This is a genomic window from Paractinoplanes rishiriensis, assembly GCF_016862375.1.
GTDB lineage: Bacteria > Actinomycetota > Actinomycetes > Mycobacteriales > Micromonosporaceae > Actinoplanes > Actinoplanes rishiriensis.
On sequence record NZ_BOMV01000105.1, the window covers coordinates 1 to 19379 of the forward strand.

A 19379-nucleotide genomic window follows, 5' to 3' on the forward strand; every position below is an offset into this window, starting at 1 on the left:
GATCGCGCTGTCCCGCAGCGCGGCACGGGACGGATGGCCGATCGGCATCGCGGCCATCGCGTTGAGGAGTTCGGCTGCGCTGTCGGCGGGCGCCTCAGCGGCGGCCGGCACAGCCCGGCGGCTGGTCGTCTGCGACGTCTCGGTGACGGTCATGCTTGGTCCTCCCTGGCACCAGTTCCGGAGAGCCCGGTTCCCTTGTTGCTGAACCCGGTCGGTCGGGTGTCCCTATCAACGATCAGCGACGGCCGTTACGGCCGTCGCCGACCATGCACATTAGGCCGTTCGGTTACCAAGACCCTAACTGAGAGGACGAGGAAAGACTAGCCGAAAGTATGAGTGACTTTGAGTGACTAGGGCCCTACGCAGCAGGAATTAGGCCGTCCGGTCGCGCGGCGGGACTAGTTGGGCCACTGCGTCATATCCTCCGATCCGAGCAAGATGGACGGTATGACCTCGCTGCCCACGTCGACGCCGCATCCGGCCGCCGTCGAGATCCGCAGCTGGTCGTTGGACAGCTTCCGCGAGTTGCGCGGCCTGCGCGCGGCACTGCGCGAGATCGTGGCCGGTACCGCGGGTGAGGTCTCCGACCGGATGGCCGTGGTCGCCACCGAACTGGCCACCAATGCGCTGCGGCACGGGCGGCCGCCTACAGTGGTCCGGCTGCTGCGGTCGGGCGACCGGCTGATCATCGAGGTCGCCGACCACGACCTGTTCGCCGCGCCGGAGCTGGACGAGGGTCGCCCGCTCGGCGCCGGCGGGCTCGGTTTGCAGCTCGCACGCGCCTTCGCTACCGATGTCGGCTGGTATGCGACCGAGACCACGAAACATGTCTGGGCGAGCTTCCCGAGCTGAATCCCCTCGGTGCTGGTAAAAATTCTCCCGTGGCGGACTCCTACAAGATCGGCCAGGAGCGAGCGGCCGACGGGACCGCGTCCCTCCTGCGCATCGACGGTGAACTTGACATCACGGCACGTGACGATCTGCACGACGCGATCGTCGCGGCGCTGGGTCACGGCGACGTGACCGTCGACCTGGGCGGCGCGACCTTCATCGACTCCGAGGCGCTGGGTGCGCTGATCGACGGCTACAACGCGGCCCAGGCCGGCTCGGCCCGGTTCCGGGTGATCAACGCGCAGGGCCTGGTAGCCCGGGTGCTCGAAGTCTCGGGCGCGCTCGACCTGTTCGGCGGGTAAGCGGGTAAGAGGCGGCGGTGCCCCTGGCTATCACGTCCGCGCTGCTCGCCGGCGTCCTCGCGTTCGCGGTGGGCCGCCCGCGCGGGCTGCCCGAGGCGGTGGTGGGGGTGCCGGCCGCGCTGCTGGTGGTTGCGGCCGGCCTGCTGCCGTGGCGGGACGCGGCTGGCGAAGTGCGCGAACTGGGTCCGACCGTCGGTTTCCTGGCCGCGATCCTGGTGCTCGAACCCGGCGTTCTGCGTCTTCGTCCTGGCCCTCGGCGTGGTGGTGCTCGCGGTCCGGCAGAACGGCCTGGACCGCCTGGTGGACCCGCTGGTGCCGACCGGCACCGGGCTGCTCCACCTGCTGGCCGCGGCCGCCCTCGCCGCGGTGCTGGCCAACCTGGTCAACAACCTGCCGGCCACGCTGGTGCTGCTGCCCGCCGTCGAGCACTCGCCCGGCCTGCTGCTGGCCGTGCTGATCGGGGTCAACGTCGGGCCGAACCTGACCTATGTCGGCTCGCTCGCCACCCTGCTGTGGCGGCAGGTGCTGCACGCCCGGGACGCCGCACCGGACGCCCGCGAGTTCCTGCGGCTGGGCCTGCTGACCGTGCCGGCCGCGCTGGTGGCCGGGGTGCTGGCGCTGTGGGTGGCGCTGCACCTGACCGGAACGTAGGGACGCACCGCCACCGCCGCTGCCGGTACCGATCCGGGGAAAGATCGAGGTGACCCGGTGGGGGATCGGCGGTGGGGTGCGTCCGACGTGGTCAGTCTCGTCGATGCATTGTGTAACAGGCAAGCAATCAGGGTTACGGAATTCCCCGGTCTGCCGCCTGCCGCAGGTCGATCTCCTCGACGAGTCCGCGGCCGGCCTCGTCGGTGAGCCGCCGCCCGTGCACGGCCCGGGCGCCGGTCAGGATGCTGGTGACCCGTTTCGGCAACCCGATCTCGTCGCCGTCACAGCAGCGGCGGCACCACGATCGCCAGGATCAGTTCGCTCTCCAGCTCGAGTCGCGGCACGCCCGGTATGAACGACGCGGCCGCCGCCAGCACCACGATGATCATGCCGGGTTCCAGCTTGCGGCGGCGGGCGAGAGCCGAGACCGCGATGCCCACGCCGATGATGAGCAGGAGTTGGACGCCGCTCACGGTGATCAGGTTAGTTGCGGGTTTGCGCAACGGGGGGATGGCCGATTGCGTGTCGATGCATCGACATGCTTAATCTCTTGCTGCCGGGTTCTGGCCGGCAGCACGGGGGAGGCACAACGTGAAATCGCGACTCGCGGTCGCGCTGGTCGGCATGCTCGGACTCAGCACGATCGCCGTCATCGGTACGTCCACCGCCGCATCCGCGGCTACCCATTTCGACAGCCCGCCGCAGGTCCTGCTGGGCTGGACCGACTCGGCCACGCCGGCCACCGGGCACCCGTCCGACGGCGAGACCGACCTGCCGCTGGGCACCTGGCAGGACGAGGCCGGGGGCACGCACACGTCGCGGGTCTACGTGACCTGGGACCTGTCGCAGTTCGAGGGCAAGAAGATGTACGGCGGCAAGCTGTGGGTGCAGGAGCGCAGCGCCGCCGACTGCACGAAGCGGGACATCGAGATCTGGCGTACCCGGGCGGTGTCGGCGACGCCCAAGTGGCGCAACCCGCCGGCGCCGCTGACGAAACTCGACGAGATCCAGACGCCGGAATACTGCCCGCGGGCGACCATCGAGTTCGACGTGAGCGCCGCGGTTCTCGACGCGGTGCAGCGCAAGCAGCGGCTGGTGACCTTCGAGCTGCGGGTGTCGGCCGGCAACGAGGCCGATCCCGCGTACGGGCGGCGACTGTCCACGTCGTACGGCGTGCGGTTCACCGCGGAGTACAACTCGGTCCCGCAGATCCACAACGCGAACCTCTACACCAGCGGCTTCGGGTGCACCCAGCTGAAGCCGTACCCCAAATACCCCGGCGGTCTTCTCGAGGCGCTGGGCACCGACGCGGACGCCGACGACGATCCGCGGATGCGCGTGGAGTTCGCGATCTGGCCGGTTGGCCGGCCCGAGGAGCGCACCACCCTGACCGACACCGCGTTCCCGGCCGGGCGGGTGGCGAGCGTCCGGGTCCCGGAGGCCGACCTGGTGGACGGCACGTCGTATGCGTGGCAGGCCCGGGTCACCGACGGCGTGGACACCTCGCCGTGGTCCCGGAAGTGCTTCTTCAGCTACGACGGCATCGCACCGACGGCGCCGGCGGTGACCTCGGACTTCCCCGAGGGCACCTGGGGTCCGGCCGGCAAGCTACCGACGTTCACCTTTGACGGGCAGGGCAACAAGGATGTGGCCGGCTTCCAGTACGGCTGGTGGGGCCTCGGCGTAGACGTGTGCAGCGCCGAGGGTGACGTCGGGCAGACGGTCTGCACGCCGCCGTTCTCGGGGCCGGGCACCGTGCGTGCCAACACCCCCGGTGGCACCGCCGCGGTCACCCTCAACCCGGACGCCTCCGGGCCGATCCGATTGGTGGTCCGGTCGGTGGACGCGGCCGGCAAGGTGTCGCCGACGGTGACCACCACCGTCTACATCAGCTCGTCCGAACCGAACGTCGAGGTGGACAGCGGCACCCCGGTGTGGAACCGCGAGGTGCGGCTCAAGCTGACCCCGAGGTCCGGCATCGCGGTCACCGAGTACGAAATCCAGCGGCGGGGCGTGGACGGCACCGAGACCAGGACGGCCGACGAGAGCGGGACGGCCTACTACGCGTTCACGGCCACCGAGATGGGGCCGCACATCACCGTGCGCAGCATCAGCCCCGACGGGTTCCGCTCGGCGCCGTCGACCTGGCAGCACCACTTCGACCCGGCTCCCGGTGTGACCTCGGACATCTACGACAGCACCAGTACGGTGCCGACCGGCGGCGTCGGGGTGGAGGGCACGTTCACCTTCAGCCCGCCGCCCGGCTGGGCCGAGGTGGCCACGTACCGGTACAGGTTCGGCCGCGGTGCGCAGACCGAGGTCGAGGCCGGCCCGGACGGCACCGCCTCGATCACCTGGACCCCCACCGAGAGCGGTTCGGTCGAGCTCACGGTCCATGCGGTGCGGGCGGACGGCACCATGAGCGAGTACCCGAACTGGTACTGGTTCGAGGTGGCCTGAGGTCGCTTGGCAGGGCCGCTCCCCGGGTATGCTCACCGACGGGCCGTGACTGGCGCGTTCGGATGGGGAACCATCGTGGAGCGGCCCCGTCGACCGACGACCTGCCGTGCGCCTGGGCCTCTGCACCGTGATAGGGAGGTCCTATGTCCGAGTTGAGCCGTGAGTCCGCCGCTTTCCAGTCCGCCCTCGAGGTGGTTCGCGCCGTCGAACCCCGGATCGCCGACGCGATCGCGCAGGAGCTGACCGACCAGCGCGAGTCGCTCAAGCTGATCGCCAGCGAAAACTACGCGTCGCCGGCCGTGCTGCTGGCGATGGGCAACTGGCTGTCCGACAAATATGCCGAGGGCACGATCGGTCGCCGCTTCTACGCCGGCTGCCAGAACGTGGACACCGTCGAGTCGGTCGCCGTCGAGCATGCCAAAGCCCTTTTCCATGCGCCGTACGCGTACGTGCAGCCGCATTCGGGCATCGACGCGAACCTGGTGGCGTACTGGGCGATCCTGGCCGACCGGGTCGAGGTGCCGTTCTTGAAGAAATTCGAGAAGCGGCAGGTCAACGCTCTGAATGACGCCGAGTGGGCCGAGCTGCGGCAGGCCTTCGGCAACCAGCGGATGCTGGGCATGTCGCTGGACGCGGGCGGCCACCTGACCCACGGCTTCCGGCCCAACATCTCCGGCAAGATGTTCGACCAGCGCAGCTACGGCGTCGACCCGGCGACCGGGCAGATCGACTACGCGGCCCTGCGCGCGACGGCCCGCGAGTTCAAGCCGCTGATCATCGTGGGTGGCTACTCGGCGTACCCCCGCAAGGTGAACTTCGCGACGCTGCGCGAGATCGCCGATGAGGTCGGCGCCACCTTCATGGTCGATATGGCGCACTTCGCCGGCCTGGTCGCGGGCAAGGTCTTCACCGGCGACTTCAACCCGGTCGAGCACGCGCACATTGTGACGACCACCACCCACAAGTCCCTGCGCGGCCCGCGCGGCGGCGCGATCCTGGCCCAGCCTGAACTGGCCGACCAGGTCGACCGGGGCTGCCCGATGGTGCTCGGTGGCCCGCTGGCCCACGTGATGGCGGCCAAGGCGATCGCCTTCGCCGAGGCCCGGCAGCCCTCGTTTGCCACGTACGCGCAGCAGATCGTCACCAACAGCCAGGCGCTCGCCGAGGGTTTGCTCAAGCGCGGCGTGCAACTGGTCAGCGGCGGCACCGACAACCACCTGGTGCTGATCGACGTGCACCCGTTCGGCCTCACCGGCCGCCAGGCCGAGCAGGCCCTGCTCGACTCGGGCGTGGTCACCAACCGCAACGCGATCCCGCAGGACCCGAACGGCGCCTGGTACACGTCCGGCATCCGCATCGGCACGCCCGCCCTCACCTCACGCGGCCTGGGCGTCGCCGAGATGGACCAGATCGCCGACCTGATCCACACCGTGCTCGCGAACACCACGCCGGCCGAGGGCTCGAAGGCGAAGTTCCAGCTCGATCCCGCCCTGTCCGACCGCATCAGCAAGCAGGCGACGGAACTGCTGGCGCCGTTCCCGCTCTACCCCGCGGTCACCCTGGACTGACATGTTCCATCGCCCGGCCGCCGGCTCGCACCAGCCGGCGGCCGGGGGCCGGCTCCTGCCTATCGTGATCGCATGCGTTTGGTGCTGACCAGCGACACCCACCTGCCGAAGCGGGCCCGCGACCTGCCCGCGCCCCTGTGGTCCGCGATCGACGAGGCCGACGTGGTGATCCACGCCGGCGACTGGGTGGACGCGGCAGCCTTGGACGCCCTGACCGCCCGCTCGGCCCGCCTGATCGCCTGCTACGGCAACAACGACGGCCCGGAGCTGCGGGCCCGCCTTCCCGAGGTCGCCCACGCGAACCTCGACGGCCTGCGCCTGGCGGTGATCCACGAGACCGGCCAGTCCACGGGCCGCACCGAACGCTGCGCCGCCCGTTTCCCCGACGTGGATCTGCTGGTCTTCGGCCACTCCCACATCCCGTGGGACACCACCGCCGCGACCGGCTTGCGCCTGCTCAACCCCGGCTCCCCGACCGACCGGCGCCGCCAGCCTTTCGCCACCTTCATGACCGCAACAGTCGGCGCCGGCACCCTCACAAACGTGGAGCTGCATCAACTACCGCCCCACCGGCCATCCTGACCCACCTCTCCGGGCATCTGGGGAAGCGCTCTCTCAGATCTATGGCCGTAAATGCCGGTGATGGCGTTTTTGCTGATCTGCGCCGGAACCGGTTCCGGGGTCTCCGTTATCGGCCCCTCGAAAGACCGTCGCAGGGTATGAAAGGGCATCCCGTGCAGCGGCTCCACCTGCGCAGATGCCCGATCAGGCGACGCGCCTTCCCGCACTGTTGTGACATCCGCAAGCGCCTTGGTGTTAGCGGCTGGTTCCGGAACCTGGGGGAAGCCTGGACACCGTACCGACCCTTACCTAGCGTCGATGCCGGGGGAGCGCTCTCCCCGATACACGTGGAGAGATCGGCTTCCCCCAGGGTGCAAGCAGTCCCCCTTGCTATTCCCCGCCCTAGGAGAGGCAATGACCATCCCCGTCAGCTCCGCCGTACCGCGGAGACGCTCCCCCTGGCGCCTCGGCGCCGTCGGTGGCCTTGTGGTCGCCGTGATTGCCGGATTCGCCGCTGTCACCACCGTCGGTGCGAGCGCGGCCGAGACGCTGTTGTCCCAAGGGCGGCCGGCCACGGCTTCGTCCACCGAGGCGGCCGGTGCCTTCACCGCGGCCGAGGCGGTGGACGGCAATGCGGGCACGCGCTGGTCGTCCGCGTTCGCCGACCCGCAGTGGCTCCAGGTGGACCTCGGCAGTTCGCAGGCCGTCAGCCGGGTCGAGCTGAGCTGGGAGACGGCCGCGGCCAAGTCCTTCCAGATCCAGGTCTCCGACAACGCCAGCAGCTGGACCAACGTCTACTCCACCACGAGTTCGACCGGCGGCAATCAGTCGTTGACCGTGAGCGGCACCGGGCGTTACGTCCGGATGTACGGCACCCAGCGCACCACCGGCTACGGATACTCGCTGTGGGAGTTCAAGGTCTACGGCGGCACGACGACGACACCGACCACCGGACCGACCGTCCCCCCGGGCGGCTCCCTCGGCGCCAACGTCGTCGTGTTCGACCCGGGCATGTCGACCGCCGCGATCCAGAGCCGGGCCGACGCGATCTTCCGCGAGTCGGAGTCGGCGCAGTTCGGCACGCAACGCTATGTTCTCGCGTTCCAGCCGGGCGTCTACAACGGGCTGAACATCCAGGTCGGCTTCTACACCTCGGTGGTCGGGCTCGGGCAGAACCCGCAGGACACCCGGATCAACGGCGACATCACCGTGGACGCCGGCTGGTTCCAGGGCAACGCCACTCAGAACTTCTGGCGCTCCGTCGAGAACCTCCAGGTCAACCCGGTTAACGGCACCAACCGCTGGGCCGTCTCGCAGGCCGCGCCGTTCCGGCGGATGGACATCCAGGGCAACCTCAACCTGGCGCCGAACGGGTACGGCTGGGCCTCCGGCGGCTACATCTCGGACTCGCGGATCACCGGGTCGCTGGGGCAGTACTCGCAGCAGCAGTGGTTCACCCGGAACAGCCAGATCGCGTCCAACACCAACGCGGTGTGGAACCAGACCTTCGTGGGTGTGCAGGGTGCACCGGCGGCCAGCTATCCGAACCCGCCGTACACCGTCATCCCCACCACCCCGGTCATCCGGGAGAAGCCCTATCTCTACCGGACCGGCGGCGACTACGCGGTCTTCGTGCCCAACCTGCGCACCAACTCGAGCGGGCCGTCCTGGGTCAGCGGCAACACCCCGGGCACCAGCCTGCCGCTCAACCAGTTCTACGTCGCCAAGCCCGGTGACACCGCCGCCCGGATCAACCAGGCGCTGGCCCAGGGGCTGAACCTGATCTTCCAGCCGGGCATCTACCACGTCAACCAGACGATCAACGTGACCCGGGCGAACACCGTGGTGCTCGGCCTCGGCTACGCCACGGTCATCCCGGACAACGGCGTCACCGCGATGCAGGTGGCCGATGTGGACGGCGTGAAGATCGCCGGCGTGCTGTTCGACGCGGGCACCACCAACTCGCCGAACCTGCTGGTGGTCGGGCCGAGCGGCTCGTCCGCGAACCACGCCGCCAACCCCACCATGATCCAGGACGTGTTCTTCCGGATCGGCGGCTACATCGCCGGCAAGGCCACCAACAGCCTGTTGATCAACAGCAACCACGTGATCGTCGACCACATCTGGGCGTGGCGCGGCGACCACGGCAACGCCGGAACCATCGGCTGGACGATCAACACGGCGGACCACGGCCTGATCGTCAACGGCAACGACGTGACCGCGTACGGGTTGTTCGTCGAGCACTACCAGAAGGACGAGGTGATCTGGAACGGCGAGCGCGGCCGCACCTACTTCCTGCAGAACGAGCAGCCGTACGACCCGCCGTCCAACGCCGCCTGGCGCAGTGATGCGCTCGGCTACCCGGCGTACCGGGTGGCGAACACGGTGCAGAACCACGAGGCATGGGCGATGGGCAGCTACGCGTTCTTCAACGTCAACCCGAACGTGCACTCGGCCAACGGCTTCCAGGCGCCTACCCACGGCGGCGTGCGCTTCCACAACATCTTCACGATCTCGCTGGCCTCCGGAACCATCGACCACGTCGTGAACAACATCGGAGCACCGGCAGTCGGCAGCAACGTCGTTCCGTCGACCGTGACGAACTTCCCCTAGGCGACAATTTCGCCGCTGCCGCGCGGGATCAGGGTGGTGGGAATCCTGATCTCGCGCGGTGGCCCGTCATAGCCGTCGATGCGTTCGAACAGCGCCGCGGCGGCGGTCCGGCCGATCCGGGCCGGGTCCTGCTGCACCACCGTGACGGCCGGTTCCAGCAGGTCGGCCAGCGGGAAGTCGTCGAATCCGACCAGCGCAACTCTCCGGTGCTGGTCGAGCCGGCGGAGCGCCCGCACTGCCCCGATCGTGACCAGGCCCTGCGCCGCGAAGATCGCCGTCGGTGGATCCGGCCCGCGCAGCATCGCCACCGTGGCGCGTTCGGCGGCGGCCTCGTCGCGCAGATCGTGCACCGCCGGTCCGCCCCGGCCACCGAGCGCGCGCAGATAACCCCGGTGCCGGTCGCGCTGGGTGGGCAACTCGCGCCGATCACCCAGAAAACCCACCATCCGATGACCGTACGCGACCAGGTGGCGCACCGCTCCAGCGGCGCCCGCGACGTTGGTCGACACGACGGTGTCGGCCGCGGCCCCGGCGGCCGACCGTTCCACGAACACCACCGGCATCCCGCGCAGCCGGCGCAGATAGGACTGGTCGCCGCCGGTGGGTGCCAGGATCAGCCCGTCGGTCTGCCGCTGGGCGAATGCGGAGGCCAGTTCCCGCTCGCGCCGCGGATCCTCGTCGAGGCTGCCGGTGAGCACGTGACTGCCCCGGGCCCGGCACTCGTCCTCGACCGCCCGGTGCACGGCGGCCGAGAACGGATTCGACACGTCGGCCAGCAGCACCCCGATGGTCCGGGTGCGCCGGTCGTTGCGGCGCAACATGCTGGCGCCGAGGTGCGGCCGGTAGTCCAGCGACTCCACCGCGGCCCGGACCCGGGCGGCCAGGTCGGGCGTCACGGTCGGCTCGCCGTTCACCACCCGGGAGACCGTCTTGAGGCTGACCCCGGCGGTGCGGGCCACGTCGTTCATCGTCGGTCGGTGCGCCATCCGTCGATCCCTGTCGATGTCGATCACTGTGCGCAACAGATTGGAAACTCATTGTTGACACGGGGTGGGTGCGGGCGTCTACTGCGAGACAACGTTGTCTCTCGATTTGTGGTCCCCAGGGCTAAATCGATTTGGAGGAGACATGCAACGAAAGGTGGTGGCCTTCGGCTGCGTGGTGATGCTGGCTCTCGGCACGTCCGCCGCGTGTGGCGGACCGGCCGCCGGCGAGACGGTCGTGGGCCTGATCACCAAGACCGACACGAACCCGTTCTTCGTCAAGATGAAGGAGGGCGCCCAGGAGCAGGCCGATCTGCATGGCCTCGACCTCCAGACCTTCGCCGGCCGTCAGGACGGCGACAACGAGTCCCAGGTGCAGGCGATCGAGACCCTGATCGCGTACGGAGCCATCGGTTTTCTGCTCACCCCGAACGACTCCAAGGCGATCGTCCCCTCGATCGACCAGGCCCACGAGCAGGGCATGCTGGTGATCGCGCTGGACACCCCGGTGGACCCGCCGAACGCGGCGGACGCCACCTTCGCGACCGACAACTTCCAGGCCGGCAAGCTGATCGGCCAGTGGGCCCAGGCGAAGTTCGCCAAGGACGGCAAGCAGGCGAAGATCGCCATGCTGGACCTCAACGCCAACCAGGTCTCCGTCGACGTCAAGCGCAACCAGGGCTTCCTTGAGGGCTTCGGCATCCCGCTCGGTGATCCGAACCGGATCGGTGACGAGAAAGACCCGCGGATCGCCGGGCACGACGTCACCGACGGCAACGAGGACGGCGGCCGCACCGCCATGGAGAACCTGCTCCAGAAGGACCCGTCGATCAACCTCGTCTACACCATCAACGAACCCGCCGCGGCCGGCGCGTACCAGGCCCTCAAAGCCGCCGGCAAGGACTCCGACGTCACCATCGTGTCGATCGACGGCGGCTGTCCCGGCATCGACGACGTCGAGCGCGGCGTCATCGGCGCCACCTCGATGCAGTTCCCGATCAAGATGGCCCAGATGGGCATCGACGCGATCGCCGCGTTTGCGAAGGACGGCACCCGGCCGCAGCCGACCCCCGGCAAGGACTTCGTGGACACCGGCACCCAGTTGATCACCGACGACCCGCAGGCCGGCGTGGAGGCGAAGGACTCCGCGTGGGGCAAGCAGAACTGTTGGGGCTGACCAGATGACGACCACCGCTCCCGCTCCCGATTTCGAGGTACGGCAGCACGACTCGCTCGGGCTCCGCGTTCAGCACCTGCTGCACGCCAACCCGGTCCTCGGCCCGCTCGCCGTCCTGCTGCTGGCGATCGTGGCGTTCTCGATCGTCAACGTCCGGTTCTTCTCGGCGGCCAACCTGTCCCTGGTCCTCGCCCAGGTCACCGTCATCGCGGTGCTGGCGCTCGGCCAGACCCTGATCATCCTGACCGCCGGCATCGACCTGTCGGCCGGCGCCATCGCGGTCTTCTCCTCGGTGCTGATGGCCAGCTTCTGCACCAAAGTCGGCCTGCCCGGCGTACTCGCGCTGCTTCTTGGTTTGGCCTGTGGCACCGCGATGGGTGCGCTGAACGGCGTGCTGGTGACCCGGCTCAAGCTGCCGCCGTTCATCGTCACGCTCGGCACGCTCACCATCTTCTTCTCGCTGAACGCCGTGGTCAGCCAGAGTGAGACGGTCCGCGGCTCGGACATGCCGAGAATCATGAGCTGGACCGGCAACACCATCCCGATCGGCAGCTTCCGGCTCACCTACGGCTCGATCATCATGCTGCTGCTGTTCGCGTTCTTCTTCTACGCGCTGCGCTCCACCGCGTGGGGCAAGCACGTGTATGCCACCGGCGACGACGCCGAGGCGGCCCGGCTCGCCGGCATCCAGACCAACCGGGTGCTGTTCTCGGTCTACACGGTGGCCGGCCTGCTGTACGCGGTCGGCGGCTGGATCCTGATCGGCCGGCTTGCCTCGGCCAGCCCGAACGTCGGCACCGAGTACAACCTGGACTCGATCACCGCGGTCGTGCTCGGCGGCACCAGCCTGTTCGGCGGCCGGGGCAGCGTCCTCGGCACGCTGATCGGCGCGCTCATCGTCGGCGTCTTCCGCAACGGCCTGCAGCTGGCCGGCGTAGAGGTGGTCTGGCAGGGCTTCGCGATCGGCCTGCTCGTGCTCATCGCGGTCTCGCTCGACCAGTGGATCAGGAAGGTGAAGACCTGATGACGACTCCCGTGTTGCAAGCCAAAAACCTGACCAAGCGGTACGGCCGGGTGGTCGCCATCGACGGCAGCGACCTGGAGCTGCTGCCCGGCGAGATCCTCGCGGTGATCGGCGACAACGGCGCCGGCAAGTCCAGCCTGATCAAGGCGCTGTCCGGCGCGCTGATCCCGGACAGCGGCGAGATCTACCTGGATGGCGAACGGGCGCACTTCAAGACGCCGATGGATGCGCGCTCGGCCGGCATCGAAACCGTCTACCAGACCCTGGCGGTGGCGCCCGGCCTGGACATCGCGGACAACCTGTTCCTGGGCCGGGAGGAGCGCAAGCCCGGCGTACTGGGCTCGGTGTTCCGGATGCTCGACCGGGGCAAGATGCGTTCCGAGGCCAAGCGGCACATGAGCGAACTGGGCGTGGCCACCCTGCAGAACATCGGCCAGGCAGTGGAGTCGCTGTCCGGCGGTCAGCGCCAGGCCGTCGCGGTCGCCCGGTCCGCCGCGTTCGGCAGCAAGGTGGTGATCCTCGACGAGCCGACCGCGGCACTGGGCGTCAAGGAGGGCAACCGGGTGCTCCAGCTGATCCGCGACGTCCGCGACCGCGGTCTGCCGGTCATCCTGATCAGCCACAACATGCCACACGTCTTCGAGGTGGCCGACCGCATCCACATCCAGCGCCTCGGCAAGCGAGCCACGGTGATCACCCCGAAGTCCCACTCCATGTCCGAAGCAGTAGCGATCATGACAGGCGCAGCACCACCGCCCTGAGCAGGCACCGGGGGACGGCCCGAGGTGCGGGCCGTCCCATCGGTCACTTCTTGCCTTTCTTACCCTTCTTGCCGCCGCCGTTTCCGTCGGCTATCTCGGCGATCAGGGCCCGGTCCCGATCCTCGGCCGCCTCCTGCGCGGTCTTGGGCTCGGACACGGCAACTTTCCAGAACATCGCGACCAGAACAAACATCCAGGCCCACCACGGGACCCCGGACTCCGGCCCGAAGATCTGGCTGGTCACGTTATAGGCGGTGTCGGCAATCTCGTTCACGGCCGCTCCTAGTGGGCGTCAGGGACGAGCCCAAGAATCGGCCGCCCGCCCACCCGGCTTAGCCATTGCCACCCCCCACCACGCCGCTAACCAACCCGCCACCCGCCGGCACCACTCTGCTCGCGCGGCCGGGGGCTGGCGGCTGGCGGCTGGCGGCTGGCCACCCTCATCCGGTCGACCGCGGCATAACGTTTCGCGACGATCGACGTGAAGATTCGAGGACGCCTGTCCGTTATGCGATAATAAAGACCTGTCTGGGCTTGAGAATCTTTGTCCAAGGGCTTCATCGATGACTCGCGACTCGGTAGCCTCTTCCTGCCGTCCAGGCTACGCCGAAAAGATTCCTCGAAGTTAACTTTCGTGGCCAAGGCTGTCAGCGTCGGCCGATCGGAAGCCATCCCGCGCAGGAAAAACAGATCAATGTCGATCCCCTGCTCTCGCTCCTGGTGGGTTTTCGTTCGAGTTTCTCAATTAAGTTTCGATCGCTTGGGTCGGTCGCTGGGCCAAGTGACGAGATGCCGCGCCATGGAGCACTACCGAAACCTGACATAAGGGATGGTTCACATGAAGCTCGACCGCCTGGTGCGGGCAAGGAGAGCAGGCGTTGCCGCGCTGCTCGGCCTGACGAGCGTTGCCGTACCGACCGCTGCTGCGGCAGCGACGCCGGCAGCCTCGACAGTGCAAACCGCTGCGGTACCGACCGGCTACGCCGATCCGGTCGACGGCACCACCGGCGCACCGCTGGGTGGCTTCGGTGCTGGCGCGGTCAAGTACGACGCCAAAACCGGCACATTCGCCGCGAACACCCGGCCTCCGGCCGACCAGACCGACTTCACCAAGCGCGGCAAATCCCGGTTCCAACTGTTCACCTCGTCGAACGGGCAGGTCGCCACGGCAGACCAGCTCACCGCGGTGAAAAACGCCGACGGCCGCTACGACGACGACGCTATCTGGCCCAGGCACGAGGTCAATTTCGGCACCACCAACGGCGTCAGCGTGACCATGACGGCGTTCTCGCCGACGGACAGCGCCGACACGCAGGCGATGAGCCTGCCGTACGCCTTCTACAACCTGCACGTCGCCAACGCCAACGACACGGACGCGACGGCGGCGCTTGCCCTGCTGTGGGACGACGCGGGGGAGACGAACGTCCGCCCGATCGCCGGCAAGGGCTTTGCCTCCGATAGGTGGGCCGTCTACGCCGACGCGCCGGGCGGCACTGTCAGCGCCGGAAACGACGCGGGGTTCTTCACCGGCGGCACGTCGAACGACGCGCCGACCGGAACAGCCAACCGCACGTCGGTCCGGGTCGCCCTCGGCGCCGGCCAGTCCACGGACATCCGTTTCGTGCTCGCCTGGTATGACCGGAGCGACCCGGACGGCGCCTTCTACCTCAGCAGATTCGACGGTGTGGAGCCGATCGCCGCGGCCGGCCTGAGCAATTTCGGCAAGCTCAAGACGAATGCGGACACCTTCGTCGACCGGATGCGCGCGTCGAACGTACCCTCGTGGTTTCTCAACCAGACCGTCAATTCGCTGGCGAACATCAGCAACAACTCGATCTACAAGACCGACGGGCGCACCGCTTTCGCCGAGGGCCAGTGGACGACCTTCGGCACCAGCGACCAGATGTGGCACGCCCGCGAAATCGTCGGTGCCCTCTACCCCCAGCTGGCGTGGCAGGAACTGGAATATTGGGCCCGGACCCAGCGCCGGGACGGGCAGATCCACCACGACTTCAACTACATGGCCGACACGACGTTGAAGTACAAGCTGGTTGCCTGGGACGACACCGAACACGCCGACTACCGCAACATCGACAAGTGGGTCGATCTCAACGCCGGCTTCATCGTGTCGGTCTACGAGACCTACCAGCAGACCGGAGACGACGCGAAACTCGCCTACTTCTGGCCGTATATGAAGAAGGCCGCGCAGCGCATCCTCGACCAGGTGCAGGCCTACGGCGATCCGGCCTTCCCCGGCACCTTCCGCAACAGCGAGAACTCGTACGATGCCGGTGGCGAGCCGAACCCGTTCAACGCCAGCATCTCCGCTGTCGCGTACAAAATCATGACGATCCTCGGCGGCAAACTCGGTGAAGAAACGCTCCGCGAGCAATATCAGGAGTCGTTTGAGCAGGTCGTCGACTCGTACGCAAGAAAGTATCTGAGCGACAACTTCCCGGTCGGGCGGATCTCGGAGTCCTTCTTCGGCGGTCAGTGGCTGGCAATGGACCTCAAGCTCGGCGAGATATGGTCCGCGTCTCAGACCGACTACGTCCTCGGCCGGCTCGACAGCTATTACCACCCGCTCTACTGGGGTCTCGGCTACCCCGGGGGTACCTACGACGAGTGGACGCCCTACCTGCTCACCCACTACGGCGGACTACTGCTCAACACCCGCCGGGAAGACCAGTTCCAAACCCTGCAGAAGGACGCCTACGAGCGTCAGTTCAACGACCGCAACAATGTCTTCAACATGCCGCTCGACATCTTGCCGCGTGTCAAGACCGCCAACTACAACGCCACCACGATCTCCGGGGACAAGCAGTACATCTCCACGCCGTCGGTCTGGCGCAGCTACAACGACGTCATCGGCTATCGGCGCGACAAGAGCACCGGAGACCTGTGGGTGCAGCCCAAACTGCTACCGGAAATGAAGCACGTCCTGACGAACGGGACGTTCGTCTCGCCCGAGGGGTGGGGCAGCATCTCGTACGCCGAGAGCGGTGCGACGTTCCAGAATCAGCAGATCACCGTGACCAGCGACAGCCCGATCGCGGTGTCCACGCTGCACCTGCAGGACTACTTCGGCGCCGGCGACGTCGCGGTCACCGTCGACGGTCAACCGGCCACGGTCACCCGCACCGGTAGCGGCTACACCAAGGAACTCCTCGTCAAGTTCGACGGCATCATCGGCCCGGAGGGCGTCAAGGTCACCGCCACCGGTGAGCCCGGCGCCGCGCTGCCCGCCACCCCGGCCGAACCCGACGGCAGCCAGGTGCCGCCCGGACCTGCCCAGAAGAACGGCGTCGCCACCATCCAGGCCGAAACGTTCGACGCCTCCGGTGGCGTATCCACCGCCTCCGAAGACCCGACATCCTGGGTGACCCAGACCGACGACCAGGACTACGTACGCTACGACTCGGTCGGCTTCGGCAACGGCGTCGCGGCCATCGCTCTTACCGTGCGCAGCCAGAAGGCATCGCACCTCGAGTTGGCCCTCGGCAGCGTCTCCGCCGCCACCGTCGCCACCCTCGATCTGCCCGACACCGCAGGCGCCTGGCAGACGGTCACCATCCCCCTGCCGCTCACCCTCAAAGACACTCAGAACGTCGTCTTCCGGTTCCGGGCCAACGGCAGTGACACCACCGGCCTCGTCGACTTCGACAGCTTCCGATTCCGGCCGGTCGGCTACAAGTACACCCTCGATCGCACCACCTGGACCGCCACCGCCTCGGCCAACTCCGCGAGGGCGGCAGCCGCGTTCGACAACGACAAGTCCAGCCGGTGGAACTCCAGCTATCAGGCCGGCACCGAGTGGTACCTCCTCGACACCGGGTCGGTCCAGCAGGTGAACCGGATCGTGTTCGACAACTCCACCAGGAGCAAGAACGACTATCCGCGCGGCTACGAGGTCACGGTTTCGACCGACGGCACCACGTTTTCGGAACCGGTCGCCACCGGCGTCGGGACGGTGGACGTCACCACGATCACCTTCCCGGTACAGACCGGCCGGTACATCAAAATTCGCCAGACCGGAAATGCGCCGGCCAACTACTGGAGTATCGACGAACTTTACGCCTACAACGACCCGGACACCGCGCCGTTGCAAGCCGCCGTCGACGCCGCCGCGACGCTGGCTCAGGAGAACTACACGCCCGCATCCTGGGCGCCGTTCGCCACGGCCCGTGCCGCCGCGCAGTCGACGCTCACCGACCCGAACGCCGGGCAGGAGGACCTCGACGCCGCACTCGCCGCACTCACCACGGCAAAGTCGAAGCTGGTCGAGCAGCGTGTCACCGCGATCACCGTGACCTCGCTACCCACCAGAACCACCTACCAGGTCGGCGAGCAGCTGGACCCTGCCGGGCTGGAAGTGACCGCCACAAAAACGGACAGCTCCACGTCGTTGCTCGCGAGCGACGAATACTCCCTTTCGGGTTTCGACGCCACGACAGCCGGCCGGAAGACGGTCACCGTCAGCCTCACTTCCGATCCGGCGGTGACCGACACGTTCATCGTCACGGTGACCCAACCGGCGAGGCTGGTCAACAAGTCCCGGCCCACCCTGTCTGGTAGTCCGGTCGTCGGCAGCGTCCTTCGGGCATCGCGCGGAACCTGGTCGCCCAGGACCGGAATCACCTTTGCCTATCAATGGACCGCAAACGGCAAGGAGATTGCGGGCGCGACCGGTAAAGCGCTGCACCTGACCGCAGCCCTCACCGGCAAGAAGATCGGCGTCACCGTAACCGCCAGATTCGGCTCCCAGACACTGAGCGTGTCCTCGGATCCGGTCAGGGTGCGGTCCCGCCGATGATGCCGTAGTCGATCCGCCCCACGATGGCTGCCACCGGAGGTGGCAGCCATCGTCATTCACCGGCCAATGTCGGTTACGCGCCCCAGCCGGCCTGGTTGCCGCCCACTCGGGTGGCGATGATTTTTTCGTCGTGGCCACTGCGGCGGTACGCGCCGATCGGGTCGGGGTCGAGGCCGGCGTCGGTGCGGACCTCGGCCAGCAGCGGTCGGACATCGGTGTTGTAGGCGTCCATCAGCACCGCGTTCGCCTCGAGCACGTCGCCGGCGTCCTGGGCCCGGGTCAGCGCGTCGCGGTCGACCAGCAGGGCCTTGGCCGTTGCCTCCTGGACGTTCATCACCGAGCGGATGATCGCGGGGATCTTGCGCTCGATGTTGTGGCACTGGTCGAGCATGAAGCTGATGCCGTACGCCGGGTTCAGGGCGTCGCCGCGGACGATCTCGTACATGATGCGGAACAGCTGGAACGGGTCGGCGGAACCCACCATCAGGTCGTCGTCGGCGTAGAAGCGGCTGTTGAAGTCGAACGCGCCGAGCTTCTTCTGGCGGAGCAGGAACGCGACGATGAACTCGATGTTCGTGCCGGGTGCGTGGTGGCCGGTGTCGATGCAGACGGTGGCCCGTTCGCCCAGTTCGATGCAATGGGCGTACGACGTTCCCCAGTCCGGCACGTCGGTGGCGTAGAACGCCGGCTCGAAAAGCTTGTACTCGAGCAGGATGCGCTGGTGATCGCCGAGGCGGTCGTAGGTCTCGCGCAGCGCGGCGGCCAGGCGGTCCTGCCGGTTGCGCAGGTCGTCCTGGCCGGGGTAGTTCAGGCCGTCGGAGAACCACAGCTTCAGGTCGCGGGAACCCGTCTGGTCCATGATGTCGACGGCTTCGAGCAGGTGATCGGTCGCCTTGCGGCGGATCCGGGGATCGGGATTGGTGACCGAGCCGAGTTTGTAGTCGTCGTCCTGGAAGACGTTGGTGTTGATGGCGCCGATCTCGATGCCCAGCGACTCGGCGTAGGCGTTGAGCTTGGCGTAATCGTCGACCTTGTCCCATGGAATGTGCAGCGCGACCGCCGGCGCGACTCCGGTGTAGCGGTGTACCTCGGCGGCGTCGGCGAGTTTTTCCTCGGGATTGCGGGGGACGCCGGGCTGGGCGAACACCTTGAACCGGGTGCCGGAGTTGCCGTACGCCCAGGACGGCGTCTCGATGCGCTGCGCGGTCAGGGCGCGTTTGACTGCGGCGAGGTCAGCCATGAGGGATCACTTCTCTTCGGGGTCTTCGAGGTGGAAAACCTCGGTCAACAGCGGGAATCCCTCCGTCGGCGCGGTGCCGACGAAGAACTCCGCCATCTCGGCCTGCCACCGGGTGTTGACGTCGAGCGCCTCCATTGCCGCCTGCGACGCCACTAGATCGTCCGCTTCGACATACCCGATGAGCAGGCCGTCGGGGCGGAGGAACAGGGAGTAGTTGCGCCAGCCGGTGGCCCGAAGTGCGTCCTGCATCTCGGGCCACACGGCCTTGTGCCGCTCCACGTACTCGTCCAACCGGTCGGGATCGACCTGAAGGTTGAAGCAGTAGCGCATGTGCG

Annotated in this window: 16 protein-coding genes, 1 pseudogene and 1 riboswitch; of the genes and pseudogenes, 11 read left to right on the plus strand and 6 right to left on the minus strand. The window is 67.8% G+C overall.

Going from position 1 to position 19379, the window contains the following annotated elements; genetic code table 11:
- The first annotated feature begins 447 nt into the window (after positions 1 to 447).
- From Ari01nite_RS44540 to Ari01nite_RS44550, 3 genes and pseudogenes are all read left to right on the plus strand, one after another.
- A complete protein-coding gene (locus Ari01nite_RS44540) occupies positions 448 to 852 on the plus strand; it encodes an ATP-binding protein (protein WP_203790238.1) in 405 nt (134 codons plus the stop codon).
- A 29-nt stretch (positions 853 to 881) separates the two neighbouring features.
- Complete coding sequence (locus Ari01nite_RS44545) at positions 882 to 1193, plus strand: STAS domain-containing protein (RefSeq protein ID WP_203790239.1); 312 nt, start codon at positions 882 to 884, stop codon at positions 1191 to 1193.
- A 219-nt stretch (positions 1194 to 1412) separates the two neighbouring features.
- Positions 1413 to 1844, plus strand: a pseudogene (locus Ari01nite_RS44550) (ArsB/NhaD family transporter); the annotation flags it as partial.
- Positions 1845 to 1977: 133 nt separating this feature from the next.
- Here Ari01nite_RS44550 and Ari01nite_RS51155 read toward each other — a convergent pair.
- Both Ari01nite_RS51155 and Ari01nite_RS44555 read right to left on the minus strand, forming a co-directional pair.
- Entirely contained in the window at positions 1978 to 2109 is a 132-nt protein-coding gene (locus Ari01nite_RS51155; protein WP_275410935.1) for a hypothetical protein, read from the minus strand.
- 16 nt (positions 2110 to 2125) lie between these two features.
- The gene (locus Ari01nite_RS44555; protein WP_239163550.1) at positions 2126 to 2317 is read right to left on the minus strand and encodes a hypothetical protein; all 192 of its coding nucleotides are present in this window, start codon (positions 2315 to 2317) and stop codon (positions 2126 to 2128) included.
- A 118-nt stretch (positions 2318 to 2435) separates the two neighbouring features.
- Between Ari01nite_RS44555 and Ari01nite_RS44560 the strand changes: the two genes are divergently transcribed.
- The 4 genes from Ari01nite_RS44560 to Ari01nite_RS44575 all read left to right on the plus strand — a co-directional run bounded on the left by Ari01nite_RS44560 (position 2436) and on the right by Ari01nite_RS44575 (position 9046).
- Positions 2436 to 4304 carry a hypothetical protein gene (locus Ari01nite_RS44560; protein WP_203790241.1) on the plus strand — a complete coding sequence of 623 codons (1869 nt, stop codon included), beginning with the start codon at positions 2436 to 2438 and terminating at the stop codon, positions 4302 to 4304.
- Between the two features lie 35 nt (positions 4305 to 4339).
- A riboswitch (ZMP/ZTP riboswitch) is annotated at positions 4340 to 4429 on the plus strand.
- 18 nt (positions 4430 to 4447) lie between these two features.
- Positions 4448 to 5872: a glycine hydroxymethyltransferase gene (locus Ari01nite_RS44565; RefSeq protein ID WP_438872298.1), complete on the plus strand. Its 1425-nt coding sequence runs from the start codon at positions 4448 to 4450 to the stop codon at positions 5870 to 5872.
- Positions 5873 to 5944: 72 nt separating this feature from the next.
- Complete coding sequence (locus Ari01nite_RS44570; RefSeq protein ID WP_203790243.1) at positions 5945 to 6454, plus strand: metallophosphoesterase family protein; 510 nt, start codon at positions 5945 to 5947, stop codon at positions 6452 to 6454.
- Positions 6455 to 6847: 393 nt separating this feature from the next.
- Positions 6848 to 9046, plus strand: a complete 2199-nt coding sequence (locus tag Ari01nite_RS44575) for a discoidin domain-containing protein (RefSeq protein ID WP_203790245.1) — start codon at positions 6848 to 6850, stop codon at positions 9044 to 9046.
- On the opposite strand, the gene Ari01nite_RS44580 is transcribed toward Ari01nite_RS44575, so the two are convergent.
- Positions 9043 to 10032: a LacI family DNA-binding transcriptional regulator gene (locus tag Ari01nite_RS44580; protein ID WP_203790247.1), complete on the minus strand. Its 990-nt coding sequence runs from the start codon at positions 10030 to 10032 to the stop codon at positions 9043 to 9045. The genes Ari01nite_RS44575 and Ari01nite_RS44580 overlap by 4 nt on opposite strands.
- Positions 10033 to 10174: 142 nt before the next feature.
- Between Ari01nite_RS44580 and Ari01nite_RS44585 the strand changes: the two genes are divergently transcribed.
- From Ari01nite_RS44585 to Ari01nite_RS44595, 3 genes are read left to right on the plus strand one after another with little or no spacing between them, the layout of a single operon-like run.
- Complete coding sequence (locus tag Ari01nite_RS44585) at positions 10175 to 11206, plus strand: sugar ABC transporter substrate-binding protein (RefSeq protein ID WP_203790249.1); 1032 nt, start codon at positions 10175 to 10177, stop codon at positions 11204 to 11206.
- Between the two features lie 4 nt (positions 11207 to 11210).
- Positions 11211 to 12230 carry an ABC transporter permease gene (locus tag Ari01nite_RS44590; protein ID WP_203790251.1) on the plus strand — a complete coding sequence of 340 codons (1020 nt, stop codon included), beginning with the start codon at positions 11211 to 11213 and terminating at the stop codon, positions 12228 to 12230.
- Positions 12230 to 12991, plus strand: coding sequence for an ATP-binding cassette domain-containing protein (locus Ari01nite_RS44595; protein WP_203790253.1), 762 nt, complete (start codon positions 12230 to 12232; stop codon positions 12989 to 12991). Before Ari01nite_RS44590 ends, Ari01nite_RS44595 begins: the two co-directional genes overlap by 1 nt.
- Before the next feature lie 43 nt (positions 12992 to 13034).
- Here Ari01nite_RS44595 and Ari01nite_RS44600 read toward each other — a convergent pair whose 3' ends face one another.
- Positions 13035 to 13265 (minus strand): hypothetical protein, encoded by a 231-nt coding sequence (locus Ari01nite_RS44600; protein WP_203790254.1) that lies wholly within the window; start codon positions 13263 to 13265, stop codon positions 13035 to 13037.
- A gap of 564 nt (positions 13266 to 13829) precedes the next feature.
- Here Ari01nite_RS44600 and Ari01nite_RS44605 point away from each other — a divergent pair.
- Entirely contained in the window at positions 13830 to 17804 is a 3975-nt protein-coding gene (locus Ari01nite_RS44605) for a discoidin domain-containing protein (RefSeq protein WP_203790256.1), read from the plus strand.
- Positions 17805 to 17877: 73 nt separating this feature from the next.
- Here the strand turns inward: Ari01nite_RS44605 and rhaI are convergent, their stop codons facing one another.
- Positions 17878 to 19044 (minus strand): L-rhamnose isomerase, encoded by a 1167-nt coding sequence (gene rhaI / locus Ari01nite_RS44610; protein WP_203790258.1) that lies wholly within the window; start codon positions 19042 to 19044, stop codon positions 17878 to 17880.
- Positions 19045 to 19050: 6 nt separating this feature from the next.
- The gene (locus tag Ari01nite_RS44615) at positions 19051 to 19374 is read right to left on the minus strand and encodes an L-rhamnose mutarotase (RefSeq protein WP_203790260.1); all 324 of its coding nucleotides are present in this window, start codon (positions 19372 to 19374) and stop codon (positions 19051 to 19053) included.
- Positions 19375 to 19379 lie beyond the last annotated feature (5 nt).